The organism is Bacteroides sp. D2 (assembly GCF_025147085.1).
Taxonomy (GTDB): Bacteria; Bacteroidota; Bacteroidia; order Bacteroidales; family Bacteroidaceae; genus Bacteroides.
On the sequence record NZ_CP102261.1, the window covers coordinates 1541541 to 1558017 of the forward strand.

Here is a 16477-nt window from a genome sequence, read left to right on the forward strand (position 1 = left end):
GATATAAGAGATTTAAACAAAAGAATATGAGGTTTACATAAATAGGAAATTAAAAGAAGCAAAAATGAAAAATACACTCTTTTGTATTACAGGACTTGCCATACAGGGGTTGGCTATGTCAGCCGCGGCACAAACCGGCAAACCAAATATTGTGGTCATTATGACCGACCAGCAACGTGCCGACTTGTGCGGCAGGGAGGGTTTTCCTTTGGAAGTGACTCCTTATGTAGACCAACTGGCACAGGAGAATGTATGGTTCAACAAGGCATATACTGTCATGCCGGCCAGTTCTCCGGCCCGTTGTTCCATGTTCACCGGGCGTTTTCCTTCTGCCACCCACGTACGTACGAACCACAATATCCCCGACATCTTCTATAAACAGGATTTGGTAGGAGTATTGAAAGAAAACGGATATCAGACAGCATTGGTCGGCAAGAATCATGCTTACCTGAAACCTGCCGACCTGGACTTTTGGTCTGAATACGGACACTGGGGAAAGAACAAAAAGGCGACTCCCGCCGAGAAAGAAACTGCCCGTTTCCTGAATCAGCAAGCCAGAGGCCAATGGCTGGAACCCTCTCCAATCTCCCTGGAAGAGCAGCATCCCACCAAAATCGTGAACGAAGCACTGGCATGGATTGAGAAACAGAAAGAAAATCCTTTCTTCGTATGGGTATCCTTTCCGGAACCCCACAACCCTTATCAGGTATGCGAACCCTATTACTCCATGTTCTCGCCCGACAAACTTCCCGTATTGAAGACATCACGCAAGGACTTGGCAAAGAAAGGAGAGAAATACCGTATTCTGGCAGAACTGGAAGATGCATCCTGCCCCAACCTGGAACAGGACCTGCCCCGAATCCGTGCCAACTATATCGGAATGATCCGGTTGATAGACGATCAGATCAAAAGGTTGATCGAATCATTGAAAGCTAGCGGACAATATGAAAATACCATCTTTGTTGTACTCTCCGACCACGGTGATTATTGGGGAGAATACGGATTAATCCGTAAAGGAGCCGGACTTTCCGAAAGCCTGGCACGTATTCCGATGGTATGGGCGGGCTATCAGATCAAGAATCAGCCTGCACCTATGGATGGCCACGTGTCGATAGCCGACCTTTTCCCTACATTCTGCTCTGCCATCGGTGCCGAAATACCGACAGGCGTTCAGGGACGTAGCTTGTGGCCGATGTTGACCGGGAAGGCTTATCCCAAAGAAGAATTCTCCAGCATGGTGGTTCAACAAGGCTTCGGTGGAGCTGACGTCGGACTGGACGCTTCCCTGACTTTCGAACAGGAAGGAGCATTGACTCCCGGCAAAATAGCCCACTTTGACGAACTGAACACCTGGACACAAAGCGGCACTTCACGCATGATAAGAAAGGATGACTGGAAACTGGTCATGAATCATTATGGAAACGGTGAACTTTATAACTTGAAGAAAGACCCTTCGGAAGTTCATAATCTGTTTGGCGAGAAGAAATATAGCGAAATTCAAACGGAACTTCTGACCCGGTTGCTGGCATGGGAATTACGTCTGCAGGACCCGCTACCTCTTCCGCAAAGACGCTATCATTTTAAACAGAATCCATTTAACTATCTTAAATAGGAAGAATACGTAAACATAAAACAGGAATATATGAAATTGATTGGACGATTAGGATTGATCTTGCTTACAGGATTTATTTCCATCTGTACAGCATCAGCGCAGTTATATGGAACGGCAAATACAAACGCTCCGGAGCTACGTGTTCCGAAATTCGTAAAGCCGGCATTTGATTATTGGATGAGGGACACCTGGGCTACGCTGGGGCCCGACGGCTATTATTATATCACAGGAACCACCTCTACCCCCGATCGACATTTTCCGGGACAGAGACATTGCTGGGACTGGAACGACGGTTTGTACCTGTGGCGTTCCAAAGACATGAAGTCTTGGGAAGCTATGGGGCATATATGGTCGATGGAAAAAGACGGCACGTGGCAAAAGAAGCCGAAAGTATATAAAGCAGGAGAGAAATATCAGAAAAAATCCATCAACGGTGATCCGATGGACAACCGTTTCCATGCTGTATGGGCTCCAGAAATGCATTATATCAAAAGTGTGAAGAACTGGTTTATCGTTGCCTGCATGAATGAATCGGCAGGCGGAAGAGGTTCTTTCATCCTGCGGAGTAAGACCGGAAAGCCGGAAGGCCCATACGAGAATATCGAGGGGAATAAAGACAAAGCCATCTTTCCGAACATCGACGGAAGTCTGTTTGAAGATACGGACGGTACGGTTTATTTTGTCGGGCACAACCATTATATCGCCCGCATGAAACCGGATATGAGCGGTTTCGCCGAGGAACTGAAAACCTTGAAAGAGAAGAAATTTAATCCGGAACCGTATGTTGAGGGAGCGTTTATCTTCAAATACGATAACAAGTATCATCTGGTACAGGCTATATGGTCGCACCGTACGTCAGAGGGAGATACCTATGTCGAGAAAAAGGGAGTGACTTCGCCGAAAACCCGTTATAGCTATGATTGCATCATATCAACCGCCGATAATGTGTATGGCCCCTACAGCGAACGCTACAATGCCATCACGGGAGGAGGACACAACAATCTTTTCCAGGATAAGAATGGAAACTGGTGGGCTACCATGTTCTTCAATCCGCGTGGGGCGCAGGCGGCAGAGTATAAGGTAACGTGTCGTCCCGGATTGATTCCGATGATCTATGAGAATGGTAAATTCAAACCCAACTTTAATTATAATACCAAATGAAAACTTCTTTATTGATAGCAGGCAGTCTGGCTCTGGTCCCGATGACTTATGCGCAGGACAAGCCGAATATTATTATCATACTGGCCGATGACCTGGGATTCTCCGATCTCGGCTGCTTCGGTGGTGAAATTCATACACCGGTACTGGATAAACTGGCAAAGAATGGTGTCCGGATGACGCAGATGTACAATAGTGCACGCAGTTGCCCGTCCCGTGCCAACCTGTTGACGGGACTTTATCCCCATCAAACAGGACTGGGACACATGGACGGCAGTCACCCTGCATGGCCGAAGGGGTATTCGGGATTCCGTTCCAATTCGGATAATGTCACGATTGCGGAAGTCCTGAAAGACGCCGGATACTTTACGGCTATGTCGGGAAAGTGGCATCTGGGGAACAAGTCGAACCCAATTCTTCGTGGTTTTCAAGAATACTACGGACTGTTGGGTGGATTCAATTCTTTCTGGAATCCGGAAGTATATACCCGCTTGCCGAAAGACCGTACCCCCAGACACTATGAAGAAGGAACCTTCTATGCAACGAATGTGATAACGGATTATGCGATTGACTTTATCGACCAGGCACATCAGGAAAAGAAACCGCTGTTCCTGTATCTGGCTTATAATGCTCCCCATTTTCCTTTGCACGCACCGAAGGAAGTGACCGATAAATATATGTCTCTCTATATGCAGGGGTGGGACAAGATTCGTGACGCACGTTGGAAACGGATTGTTGACCTGAAACTGATGCAAGGCAAACCGGAACTTAGTCCGCGCGGCGTGGTTCCCGAAAGTCTGTTTGAAGATGAAACGCATCCGTTACCGGCATGGGACTCATTGACGAAAGATCAGCAGACCGACCTGGCACGTCGTATGTCCATTTTTGCAGCGATGGTGGATGTGATGGATGCGAATATCGGCCGGGTAGTGGATGAGTTGAAAAAGAATGGTGAGTTGGACAATACATTTATCATGTTTATGTCCGATAACGGAGCCTGTGCCGAATGGCACGAATTTGGTTTCGACAAACAGACCGGAGTCGAATATCATACGCATACGGGAGCCGAACTCGACCAGATGGGCTTACCCGGAACTTATCATCATTACGGCACAGGCTGGGCGAATGTTTGTTGCACACCGTTCACGCTGTATAAACATTATGCTCACGAAGGAGGTATCTCAACCCCATGCATCATTTCCTGGGGGAATCAGGTGAAGAACAAAGGCGGACTGGATCATCAGCCTGCACAATTCTCCGATATCATGTCTACCTGTGTGGAACTGGCAGGAGCCACTTATCCGAAAGAATATCAGGGAAGAGCGATTCTGCCTACGGCAGGTAAATCCATCCTCCCGATTGTGAAAGGAAAGAAGATGCCCGAAAGGTATATTTATGCGGAGCATGAAGGCAACCGCATGGTGCGTAAAGGTGACTGGAAGCTGGTTTCGGCCAATTTTAAGGGAGATGAATGGGAATTGTACAATATCAGGGAAGATCGTACCGAGCAGCACAACCTGATCGGCAAATATCCTGAAATGGCAAAAGAATTGGAAACGGCCTATTTCGAATGGGCAGACAAGAGCGATGTCTTGTATTTCCAGAAAATGTGGAATACCTACAATAAGAATCGACGGAAAGATTTTAAAGAATATAAAACCCGCTAACGCTTATGGATAAGAGAATCTTATTTACTCTGGCTTTAGGAGCCATCTCGCAGGTGTTTGCCCATGCATGGGAGCCTAAAGGAGACAAAATCAAAACAGTATGGGCTGAACAGGTGACGCCGGAAAATGTGTGGCAAAGTTATCCCAGACCGCAGTTGCAACGTGCCGAATGGATCAATCTGAATGGATTGTGGAAATATGCCGTGACGGATCAGAACACGGTCCGGAAGAATGTTTCCTTTGAGGGGGAAATCCTCGTCCCGTTTGCGATTGAATCGTCTCTGTCCGGAGTGCAGAAAACATTTCTTCCTACGGATAAACTATGGTATCAACGTGAGTTCACACTAAATCCCTCCTGGAAGAATAAATCTACTATCCTGCATTTCGGAGCGGTGGATTATGAATGTCAGGTGTGGGTGAATAACCGGTTGGCCGGCACGCATAAAGGAGGGAATAATCCGTTCTCGTTTGATATTACTAAGTTTTTGAAGAAAAGCGGGCCTCAAAGCATTGAGGTAGCTGTAACCGATCCGACAGATATGGAATCTATTTCCCGTGGCAAGCAACAACTCAATCAGGAGGGAATTTGGTATACACCCGTATCGGGTATTTGGCAGACAGTCTGGCTGGAAGCGGTAGATAAAACTTATATCCGTCAGGTGCTTCCTTCCACTGATATTGAAAAGAAGTCCGTAAAGCTGAACTTCGACATAGCCGGAGCTAAAGGTAATGAAGAGGTAAAAATAGAAATATTGGATGATGGCAAAGTAATCAGGACGGTGGAACAGAAGTTGAGTAATACGATGGAGATAGACGTTCCGGATGCTGTCTTATGGTCTCCGGAATCTCCGAAACTGTATCGTCTGAATATTTCCTTATCCAATGGAGGGCGTGTTTTAGATCAGGTAAAGAGTTATTTTGCTTTGAGAAAAGTAGATGTACGGAAAGATGAGTGCGGATATAATCGTATTTGCCTGAATAATCAACCCATCTTCCAATACGGTCCCCTCGATCAAGGCTGGTGGCCCGACGGATTGCTGACTCCTCCTTCCGAGGAAGCGATGCTGTGGGACATGGTGCAGTTGAAGAAGATGGGATTTAATATGATCCGTAAACATATCAAAGTGGAGCCGGAACAGTATTATTATTACGCCGACTCTCTCGGTCTGATGATGTGGCAGGATATGGTATCCGGTTTTGCTACGTCAAGGAAAAAAGAGGAGCATGTCAATCCGTTGGCTACTACTGATTGGAATGCTCCCGAAGAACACACCCGCCAATGGCAAAAAGAAATGTTCGAGATGATTGACCGTCTCCGTTTCTATCCCTGTATCACTACTTGGGTTGTATTCAATGAAGGATGGGGACAGCACAATACGGTGGAAATCGTGAATAAAGTGATTAAGTACGACGATACACGTCTGATAAACGGAGTGACCGGATGGACGGATAGAGGTGTAGGCGATATGTACGACGTGCATAATTATCCTGTCACTTCCATGATTCTGCCGGAGAATAACGGTAACCGTATTTCCGTATTAGGAGAGTTCGGCGGTTATGGCTGGGCGATTAAGGAGCATATCTGGAATCCGAATATGAGAAACTGGGGGTATAAGAATATCGACGGGGCAATGGCATTGATTGATAGCTACGGTCGCCTGTTATATGATTTGGAAACGCTGATTGCCCAGGGATTGAGTGCGGCAGTCTATACACAAACTACCGATGTGGAAGGGGAAGTGAACGGCTTGATTACTTATGACCGGAAAGTGACTAAAATACCGGAAGGCTTGTTGCACCTGATGCACAATCGTTTGTATGAAATCACCCCCGTGAAAGCTGTTACTTTGATTGCGGACGGCCAGAACGGAAGCAAGAATACCCGCCTTGTCGGTGTGAACGGTCAGGAACTGAAAATGACTTCTTTGCCTTTCGAATGTCCCCCTCGTTCCACAATAGTATCTGAAGCTACTTTTAATGTAGATAAGGACTTCAACCATCTGTCTTTATGGCTGAATGTTGCCGGAGAAGCAAAAGTGTGGTTGAATGGAGTGGAAGTCTTTGTACAGGAGGCAAAACAGACCAGGCAGTACAATCAATACAATATCAGTGATTATAGCCGTTATTTGCGAAAAGGAAACAATCTGTTGAAAATCGAAGTGAAAGATAGCAAGAAGATGAGATTCGATTATGGGTTGAGGGCTTATTAACAGAATTGTATTTCTTTTGTCTGTTTCTATTGTAAGGTACTTACCTTTGTATTCTTCTTCTCGAATAGGCTTAGGAATCGAAACACTGTAGAATTTCTTGGCATTTGGGAGAAGCTGAACAATCCCACTTTTAATTGTGTAGAATTCGACATAATTAAAAGTGGGATTGAACAGTTATCGCCTTAGCGCAAAAAAATGGATACAAAATACAAATACCATTGGTATCATATCAAAACTGGTAGATATGGTGGAACATGCCCACAAAGGCATTGATTTTATAAACATTCAGTGCAAAACTTCTTGTATTTATTGCCTTATTTCCAATATATTCCAAATAAATCATTTATCTTTGTCACACGCTTTCCGCCCATCGGCGTGATGAAATAGGTGGAAAGTGATTTTATTTCTTATTGGAGTAAAAGCGTATTATCTCTCGCTCATGAAAATTAGCTACTTTCGACCAAAGAGAGATGATTCAGCAGATACTCCACGCGAACGGTGTATATCAACATATCCGTAAGAGATGTGTTATATATAAACGATTGGCGTGGGTGTCTGTTGTTATCATTATCCTTTGGAAAGGTCTTGCTAAGCCTCATGAGCGGATAATGGTGCAACAGCATCTACGCCTTTCTTGTATCCGGTTGGTTTATTCATAATACCCCAATATAACCTAACCAATTCCCGCCCACCGGACTGCAGGAAGCGTAGATGCCCGTTGTGCTAATATAATAAAAAGAGTATCCCTCTTTCATTGTATCACACATAAAAAACGAACATTATGTCAGAATGGATTAGCGTAGAAGAAGCGGCCACGAAATACGGTATTGAAAAAGAGTATATCCAACTTTGGGCGGATATGCAGGTAATCATGTCATATTTCAAGGATTACAGAACCGTCGTAAACGATCAGAGTCTCCGTGGATTCTTGAAGATTAGGGAGAAAGGAATTAGCCCGGAATATGTGAAAGTCTTGGAGCAGCTTTGTATCAGTAAATCTGAAGTGTGTTCGGCGTATGCTTTTCTCTTAGGGGCACGCGACAAGGAACTCGAAATGTACAGGGAAGCCAAATCACAGCGGGATGCATTGCGGGGCATGTGGATAGAACTAAACGAACGGACACGGGATTTAGAAATAGAACTTGAATTGGGACGGAGCGGTTGTTATAAATGCCCGTTAAAAAAGCTGTGTATAGGGATCAAAAGAATAAAACTGAATTGGGCTACAAAGATGCAGAAATGAGTAATATCTGCTTATTATATGATAGAAAAAAGGTAAGATTAGGTTCTTCAATCATTTTTTAATTCTATTATGGATACCCATTATAAACATTATTCGGCTAATGGCATGAAAAAGTAAGAGGGATTATATCCATTACTCTGGTGCAGCAACACTCCAACTTTCTTTCCCTTTCTTTGTTCTTTCTGCGGGAATATGCTACTTTTGCATTATCTCATAAATATGAGAACTAAAGAAAGGAACAAATTATGGAAGAAGTAAAAAGAATCCCTTATGGAGTTTCCAACTTTGTGGAAGTGGTGGAACAGAATCAATATTACGTGGACAAGACTATGTATCTGCCGTTGTTGGAAAAACAACCTAGCAATTTGTTCTTTATCCGCCCCCGCCGTTTCGGCAAGAGCATCTTTCTGAGTATGCTCCGAACTTATTATGACATCGCCCAAAAAGAAAAGTTCGAAAAGCGTTTCAGCAATTTATGGATAGGCAGTCATCCTACACAGTTACAAGGGACTTTCCAAATACTCTTTCTTGATTTCTCCAGAGTGGGAGGTCTTGACGGGACACTTACCCAAAACTTTGATGATTATTGCTGCGGCGGACTGGATGATTTCGCTTCTATTTATGAGTCCTATTATTATCCCGGCTTCGAAGAGGAAATGAAAGCGCAGTGCGGCACTACCAACAAATTGAACTTTCTGGACCGCAAGGCACGTAATAACGGCTCCAAGCTTTATCTGATAGTGGATGAATATGATAATTTCACTAATGTGGTGCTAAACGAGCAGGGTGACAGAGTCTATCACGCCCTAACCCACGCCAGTGGCTTCTACCGCGAAATCTTCAAGAAGTTCAAAGGCATGTTCGAGCGCATCTTCATGACCGGTGTCAGCCCCGTAACGCTGGACGACCTGACTAGTGGATTCAATATCGGTTGGAATATCAGTATCGATCATCAATTTAATATGATGTTGGGATTCAGCGAGACTGATGTACGCGAGATGCTCCAATATTATAAGGATGCCGGGCAGTTGCCGGGCAATACGAATATAGATGCGATGATAGAGGAGATGCGACCATGGTATGACAATTATTGTTTTGCCGAAGAAAGCTTGGAGCGTGACCCAAAGATGTTCAACTGTGACATGGTGTTTTATTATCTGCGTCATTATATGACTTTGGGTAAATCCCCCAAAGAAATGATAGACCCTAATACTCGCACGGATTATAATAAGATGAAAAAACTTATCCGACTGGACAAGTTGGACGGTAACCGCAAAGGAGTGTTACGTAAAATCACCGAAGATGGGCAGATTGTTACCACGTTGACAACTACCTTTCCTGCTACGGATATTACCAAACCTGAAATTTTCCCCAGTCTGCTTTTTTATTATGGTATGCTTACCATTACTGCCACTCGCGGCAACTATCTGGTGTTAAGTATTCCCAATAATAACGTGCGTAAACAATATTACGAATTCTTGTTGGAAGAATATCAGGACAATCGACATATTAATCTGAACGACCTTGGTCTGATGTATTACGAAATGGCTTACAACGGCCATTGGCGTGAAACGTTGGAATTTATCGCCCATGCCTACAAGGAAAACTCTTCCGTGCGCAGCGCTATTGAGGGAGAGCGCAACCTGCAAGGTTTCTTTACTGCTTACCTGAGTACGAATGCATATTACCTGATAGCCCCGGAAGTAGAATTGAACCACGGTTATTGTGATCTGTTCCTGATGCCTGACCTGATACGCTATGACGTGAAGCACAGCTATATCATCGAACTAAAATATCTCTCTGCCAAAGACTCGGGAGCGAAAGCCGAAGCCCAATGGAAAGAAGCTGTAGAACAGATAAAAGGTTATGCTGCCGGTCCTAAGGTACGCCGGATGATATACGGCACCGAGTTGCATGGCATCGTCATGCAGTTTCGCGGATGGGAGTTGGAGCGGATGGAAGAAGTCATATAGAAATTCTGTTTGATATAATTATTCTGAATACACAAATTTTATTTGAGGTACTACAGTCTGACAAAAGAGAGATTGTAGTATCTCGGATTGTTTGGATGGTACTGCTTGGTCAACTATTGTAATAACCCCAATATACAAGTTCCCATTTATATCACTATACTTTCATTCAATACGGTGCGGAAAGGAGCCAAAGATACTATCGCTGACAATAACTTGTCAATATGCAACTTTTATTTCTTTCTCTTGTTTATATTACTTTTTCAATTGCCTAACAATAGGTAAACGATTGCTTAAAAGTAACTAAGAAACTTATTAGTAATAATAAGCTCATTACCGTGCAGTCATGAACAAGATTCACCTCTGTGTCCTCTGTGGTGAAAACCGTATAGGAATGAAACCTTATTCTTAACTATTAATTTCTAGGATTTATAACCTAATAATTCTTTTGTAGCCAGGCTCCCAATAGTTTATCAGCTATTTCATAGTGATTTTGTTCCTGTGAGACTAGATTCTTTTCCAGTAACCCCTTGAGTGCAGCTTGTACGGAACTCGGAGTACTTAGCTTGTATTTTTTTATGAATTTTCCTGAAGTGACTCCGGTTGCTTTTTGTTCTTTTCCGATAGCAATCAGCACCTCTTTCTGTTTTTCCGGAAGGCGGGAGAAAATCTCCTGATATGTGAAGTCCTGCATCTGCAGGATATTGGTCAAGGCAATACTTTGGAGGGAACGATCACACACTTCCCCTTTTCCGGTCAGTATATATAATTCATTAAACATGAGTTGTACATACCAGGTATGTCCTTCAAAGAAATTATATACTTCGTCTATCAGTTCTTCTTCAATACGTTTCTCATTTTCAAGGAAAAGCCTTTCAACAAATGGCCTGTATGCCGTAAGCGGAATGCTCTTTAGTTGCATCATATTGACACTTTGATAAAAAGGTCGGGCCGGGCTGTTGAACATATTCATCATAATGTGTTTCTGGCTTCCGGCAAAGATGAAACGAGCATTTTGGCAATGCTGGACTTTAGTTCTCAATATGGCTTCTACATTCTTCTCTGTGTAATTGCCTATTTGCTGAAATTCGTCAATGGCTACGATACAAGGTTTATCAGCCTGTTCTAAATAAGCGAAGATTTCATCCAGTGTTGTTTCTGCTGTATGGATGTCTCCTAATCCAATATCGAAGGTGGGCTCTCCCGTAACAGAATCCAACTTAAAACCTGCGCGCAGCGAGGAAATGACGGAGAAAAAACGTTCGATGAACTTCATTCCTTTGGGTTTGAGTTTCTCGAAAATCTCTTTTCCCAAGGCGAATACAAATTCCCTAAGGCTGGCTGTCGCATAAATATCAATGAAGAATGTATAGTAATGCTCTTTGATCTCATCCTGATAAAAGCAATGACGAATCAGACCTGTCTTTCCCATGCGACGCACAGAAATGATAACGACATTTCTTCCATTTGTTATGTTACGTATCAACTGTTCTGTTTCCACTTCGCGGTCACAAAAGTAATGGGGAGATAGGTATCCACCTACAATAAAAGGGTTATTAACGATTGCCATACTGATTATTATAAATACAATTATTGCAAATATAATAATTATGTTTATAATAAATCCGATTTACCTCCTCTTTTTAATAAAGATTGTTCTTTCTACCTGCAATAATCTTCTCCTGAAAGCCGGAAGTTTCTGAAAGACTTTTATCTTTGCAGATATAATACATACGGCACTATGAAAAAAGTTATTCTGATTTTTGTGACAATCGTCCTTTCTGGTCTGCTTTATGCAAAAGATAATAAGAGTACCGATGCGTTACTTCGTGAGATTGATGGTATCATTAAAAACCGTCAGACTTATGGAGCGGAAAAGGAGGCACGAATTGCTGACTTGAAGAAATTGTTGGTTGAGGCTGCTTCTGATGAGCAGCGATATGGTTTTTGCGGACGTCTTTTCGATGAATACCGGGCTTATAATTTGGATTCGTCTTTTGTCTATGCCCAACGGAAAGAGGAACTGGCACATCGTTTAAATAAACTGGACTACTTGGATGATTCTGCCATGAATATGGCGGAAGTGATGGGAACTACCGGAATGTACAAAGAAGCCCTCGAGTTATTGGGGAAAATTGATAAGAAAACACTGCCCGACTATCTATATGGCTATTATTATCATCTATATCGCACTATTTATGGATTGATGGGTGATTATGCCGTTACGGAGAAAGCCAAGAAAGAATATTACCGGATGACGGATTTATACCGGGATTCCCTGTTACAGATCAATGCTTCCGACTCTCTGGGACATGCATTGGTGATGGCAGATAAGTACATCGTTCATGCCCGATACGATGAAGCGATTGATATGCTGATGAAATATTACAGTAAACCGTCTTTGGATGACCATGCACAGGCAATGATTACTTATACCATTTCCGAAGGCTATCGGTTGAAAGGAGATAAGCAGGGGCAAAAACATTACCTGGCTCTTTCGGCCATCGCCGATTTGAAATCAGCGGTAAAAGAATATGTATCTTTGCGCAAACTCGCTTCTCTTGTTTATGAAGCAGGAGACATCGACCGTGCCTACAACTATCTGAAATGTTCCCTGGAGGATGCCACTCTTTGCAATGCCCGTCTTCGTACTTTGGAAATCTCGCAGGTCTTTCCTATCATTGACCAGGCCTATCAATTAAAAACCAAACGTCAGCAACAGGAGATGAAAGTTTCGTTGATATGTATCAGTCTGCTTTCCGTTTTCTTGCTGGTTGCCATTTTCTTTGTCTATAAACAGATGAAAAAGGTAGCTGCTGCGCGCCGCGAAGTGGTCGATACCAATACGCTCCTGCAAGAACTGAACGAAGAACTTCACGATTCCAATTCGCAACTGAAAGAAATGAATCATACGCTTTCGGAAGCCAACTATATCAAGGAGGAATATATCGGGAGATACATGGACCAATGTTCCACTTATCTCGATAAGATGGATTTATACCGCCGTTCCCTGAATAAGATTGCCGCTGCCGGAAGGGTGGAAGAACTATATAAGGCTATTAAATCTTCCCAGTTCCTTGATGAAGAACTGAAAGAGTTTTATGCGAACTTCGACGTGACTTTCCTGCAACTCTTCCCCAGTTTTGTGGAGGAATTTAATGCCCTGCTTACCGAACCGATGCAACCCAAACCGGGAGAACAGCTGAATACCGAACTTCGTATCTTCGCTCTCATCCGCCTGGGAATTACGGACAGCACTAAAATAGCGCAATTCCTTCGTTACTCCGTCACTACCATTTATAATTACCGGACCCGTGTCCGTAACAAGGCTGTGGGAGAAAGAGATGAATTTGAGGCTAAAGTAATGCAAATAGGGAAGGTGGAAGAATAAGAAAACCACTACTTTTTTTGTCTGACTTCTATTTTGTAACGTTCTTATATTTAGTGGTTTATACTGTGAGATACTGTATAAATCACTATATTTTTGCTATCTGCTTTAAGAAGCAGTATGAAATGTAGATACTTTTGTTTCACGGTCATTTCAGCAATGACACAGAGAGTAAAACAAAAGTAACCCTAATATTAACTTTAAATTAATGTACATGAAACAGAGTATGAAGTCGAAAGGCTTTGAACGCCGCCTCTTACTAATAATGTGGGGCTTGTTCCTATCTCTTAGTGCATTCGCACAACAGATTTCAATAAAAGGACATGTCGTAGATGCCACGGGCGAACCGGTGATCGGTGCCAGTGTGGTAGAAAAAGGTACAACGAACGGTACAATTACCGATGTAGACGGTAATTTCTCATTAAGCGTTCCGGCTAACAGCACGCTGACTATCTCTTTTGTCGGCTATAAAATGCAGACAGTTCCGGTGAACGGGAAAAACTCTTTGAAAGTAACCTTGCAGGAAGATACGGAAGTATTGGACGAAGTTGTAGTAGTGGGTTACGGAACGATGAAAAAGAGTGATCTGACCGGAGCTGTATCTTCTGTCGGAGTGAAGGACATCAAAGACTCTCCGGTGGCCAATATCGGTCAGGCAATGCAGGGAAAGGTGTCCGGCGTGCAGATTATCGATGCCGGTAAGCCGGGTGATAATGTCACCATTAAAATTCGTGGCTTGGGAACAATCAATAACAGTAACCCGCTGATTGTCATTGACGGAATACCTACCGACTTGGGATTGTCTGCTCTGAATATGGCCGATGTAGAACGGGTGGACGTATTGAAAGATGCTTCGGCAACAGCTATTTATGGTTCGCGTGGTGCGAACGGTGTGGTGATGATTACCAGCAAACGTGGTGCCGAGGGTGCCGGAAAGGTGACGGTAAACGCTAACTGGGCGATTCAGAATGCCACTAAAGTGCCCGATATGCTGAATGCTGCGCAATATGCCGCTTTGAGCAATGATATGCTGTCTAATAATGATGATAATACAAACCCTTATTGGGCAGACCCTTCTTTATTGGGAACAGGAACGAACTGGCTGGATGAAATGCTGCGCACGGGAGTGAAGCAAAGCTATTCGGTTAGCTACTCCGGTGGTACGGAAAAAGCACATTACTATGTGTCCGGTGGTTTCCTTGACCAGTCTGGTATTGTGGAAAGCGTTAATTACCGCCGTTTCAACTTTCAGGCAAATAGCGATGCTCAAGTTAATAACTGGCTGAAATTCACTACCAACCTGACATTCAGTACGGACGTGAAAGAAGGAGGAACTTATAGCATCGGTGATGCAATGAAAGCACTCCCCACCCAACCGGTGAAGAATGAGGACGGCAGTTGGAGCGGTCCCGGACAGGAGGCGCAATGGTACGGAAGCATCCGTAACCCGATCGGTACGCTGCACATGATGACCAATGAAACAAAAGGATATAACTTCCTGGCAAACATCACCGGAGAGATTACCTTTACCAAATGGCTGAAGTTGAAAAGTACATTCGGTTATGACGCCAAATTCTGGTTTGTTGACAACTTTACTCCAGCTTACAACTGGAAACCGAATCCGGTAGAAGAATCTTCCCGCTATAAGAGCGATAACAAATCATTTACCTATTTGTGGGATAATTATTTTGTATTCGACCACACTTTTGCGCAGAAACACCGGGTAGGGGTGATGGCAGGTTCTTCCGCCCAGTGGAACAACTACGATTACCTGAATGCTCAAAAGAATATCTTCATGTTTGATAATATCCATGAGATGGACAACGGCGAGAAGATGTACAGTCTTGGCGGTAGTCAGAGTGACTGGGCACTGCTCTCTCTGATGGCACGTCTCAACTATTCTTACGAAGATAAATACCTGCTTACAGCTACTGTGCGTCGTGACGGCTCTTCCCGTTTCGGTAAGAACAACCGTTGGGGAACATTCCCTTCCGTTTCGCTGGCATGGCGTATTTCCCAGGAGAACTGGTTTCCGAAAGACAACTTCCCGGTGAATGACCTCAAACTGCGTATCGGATACGGTGTGACCGGTAATCAGGAAATCGGTAACTACGGCTTTGTTGCTTCCTATAACACAGGAGTCTATCCTTTCGGCAACAACAACTCCACCGCTCTGGTATCTACTACTCTCTCCAATCCGAATATTCATTGGGAAGAAGTGCGCCAGACCAACTTTGGTGTAGACATGAGCCTGTTCAATTCACGTGTTAACCTTTCGCTGGACGCTTATATCAAGAAGACAGCAGATATGTTGGTGAAGGCTTCCATTCCTATCACTTCCGGTTTTGAAGATACTACCGAAACTTTCACCAATGCCGGCAAGATGCGCAACAAAGGAGTGGAAATGACCTTGCGTACTATCAACCTGAAAGGGCTTTTCTCTTGGGAGTCTGCCTTAACAGCCACTTATAACAAGAACGAAATTCAGGACTTGAACAGCGAAACTCCGATGTTCATCAACCAGATGGGGAATTCATACGTGACTATGCTTAGAGCCGGTTATCCGATCAATGTATTCTACGGATACGTAACCGACGGACTTTTCCAGAACTGGGATGAAGTGAACCGCCATGCTACCCAACCGGGCGCTGCTCCGGGCGATATCCGTTTCCGGGACTTGAATAATGATGGAGTTATCAACGATGAAGACCGTACCGTTATCGGCAACCCGAATCCGAACTGGTTCTTCTCTCTAAGCAATAATTTCTCTTATAAGGGATGGGAACTCTCTGTTTTCCTGCAAGGCGTATCGGGAAACAAGATTTATAATGCCAACAATGTAGACAACGAAGGAATGGCAGCCGCTTACAACCAGACCACGGCCGTACTGAACCGCTGGACGGGAGAAGGAACAAGTAACTCCATGCCGCGTGCTATCTGGGGAGACCCGAATCAGAACTGCCGCGTATCCGACCGATTTGTGGAAAACGGTTCCTACCTCCGTCTGAAAAACATTACGCTTTCGTATACACTGCCTAAAAAGTGGATGCAAAAGATTCAACTGGAAAATGCCCGCATCTCTTTCTCTTGCGAGAATGTGGCGACTATCACCGGATATTCCGGCTTTGACCCGGAGGTTGACGTTAATGGTATCGACAGCAGCCGCTACCCTATCTCACGTACGTTCAGCATGGGTTTGAACTTTAACTTTTAAATCAGGAGGAAGAAT

Annotated in this window: 9 protein-coding genes; 8 read left to right on the forward strand and 1 reads right to left on the reverse strand. The window is 44.0% G+C overall.

The window, feature by feature from the left end:
• Positions 1–64: 64 nt before the first annotated feature.
• The 6 genes from NQ505_RS05355 (at position 65) to NQ505_RS05380 (ending at position 9863) form a co-directional block, all read left to right on the forward strand.
• On the forward strand, positions 65–1612 hold the full coding sequence (locus NQ505_RS05355; RefSeq protein WP_009001279.1) for a sulfatase: 1548 nt from the start codon (positions 65–67) through the stop codon (positions 1610–1612).
• A gap of 30 nt (positions 1613–1642) precedes the next feature.
• Positions 1643–2773 carry a family 43 glycosylhydrolase gene (locus NQ505_RS05360; RefSeq protein ID WP_009001278.1) on the forward strand — a complete coding sequence of 377 codons (1131 nt, stop codon included), beginning with the start codon at positions 1643–1645 and terminating at the stop codon, positions 2771–2773.
• A complete protein-coding gene (locus NQ505_RS05365) occupies positions 2770–4437 on the forward strand; it encodes an arylsulfatase (RefSeq protein WP_009001277.1) in 1668 nt (555 codons plus the stop codon). Before NQ505_RS05360 ends, NQ505_RS05365 begins: the two co-directional genes overlap by 4 nt.
• A 5-nt stretch (positions 4438–4442) precedes the next feature.
• Positions 4443–6647: a glycoside hydrolase family 2 protein gene (locus tag NQ505_RS05370; RefSeq protein WP_009001276.1), complete on the forward strand. Its 2205-nt coding sequence runs from the start codon at positions 4443–4445 to the stop codon at positions 6645–6647.
• Positions 6648–7428: 781 nt separating this feature from the next.
• Positions 7429–7890 (forward strand): hypothetical protein, encoded by a 462-nt coding sequence (locus tag NQ505_RS05375; protein ID WP_009001275.1) that lies wholly within the window; start codon positions 7429–7431, stop codon positions 7888–7890.
• 245 nt (positions 7891–8135) lie between these two features.
• The gene (locus NQ505_RS05380) at positions 8136–9863 is read left to right on the forward strand and encodes an ATP-binding protein (RefSeq protein ID WP_009001274.1); all 1728 of its coding nucleotides are present in this window, start codon (positions 8136–8138) and stop codon (positions 9861–9863) included.
• 433 nt (positions 9864–10296) lie between these two features.
• Here NQ505_RS05380 and NQ505_RS05385 read toward each other — a convergent pair whose 3' ends face one another.
• Positions 10297–11430 carry an AAA family ATPase gene (locus tag NQ505_RS05385; protein ID WP_009001273.1) on the reverse strand — a complete coding sequence of 378 codons (1134 nt, stop codon included), beginning with the start codon at positions 11428–11430 and terminating at the stop codon, positions 10297–10299.
• Between the two features lie 171 nt (positions 11431–11601).
• On the opposite strand from NQ505_RS05385, the gene NQ505_RS05390 reads away from it, so the two are divergent.
• Positions 11602–13251 (forward strand): DUF6377 domain-containing protein, encoded by a 1650-nt coding sequence (locus NQ505_RS05390; protein WP_009001272.1) that lies wholly within the window; start codon positions 11602–11604, stop codon positions 13249–13251.
• Between the two features lie 211 nt (positions 13252–13462).
• Positions 13463–16462 carry a SusC/RagA family TonB-linked outer membrane protein gene (locus tag NQ505_RS05395; RefSeq protein WP_009001271.1) on the forward strand — a complete coding sequence of 1000 codons (3000 nt, stop codon included), beginning with the start codon at positions 13463–13465 and terminating at the stop codon, positions 16460–16462.
• Positions 16463–16477 lie beyond the last annotated feature (15 nt).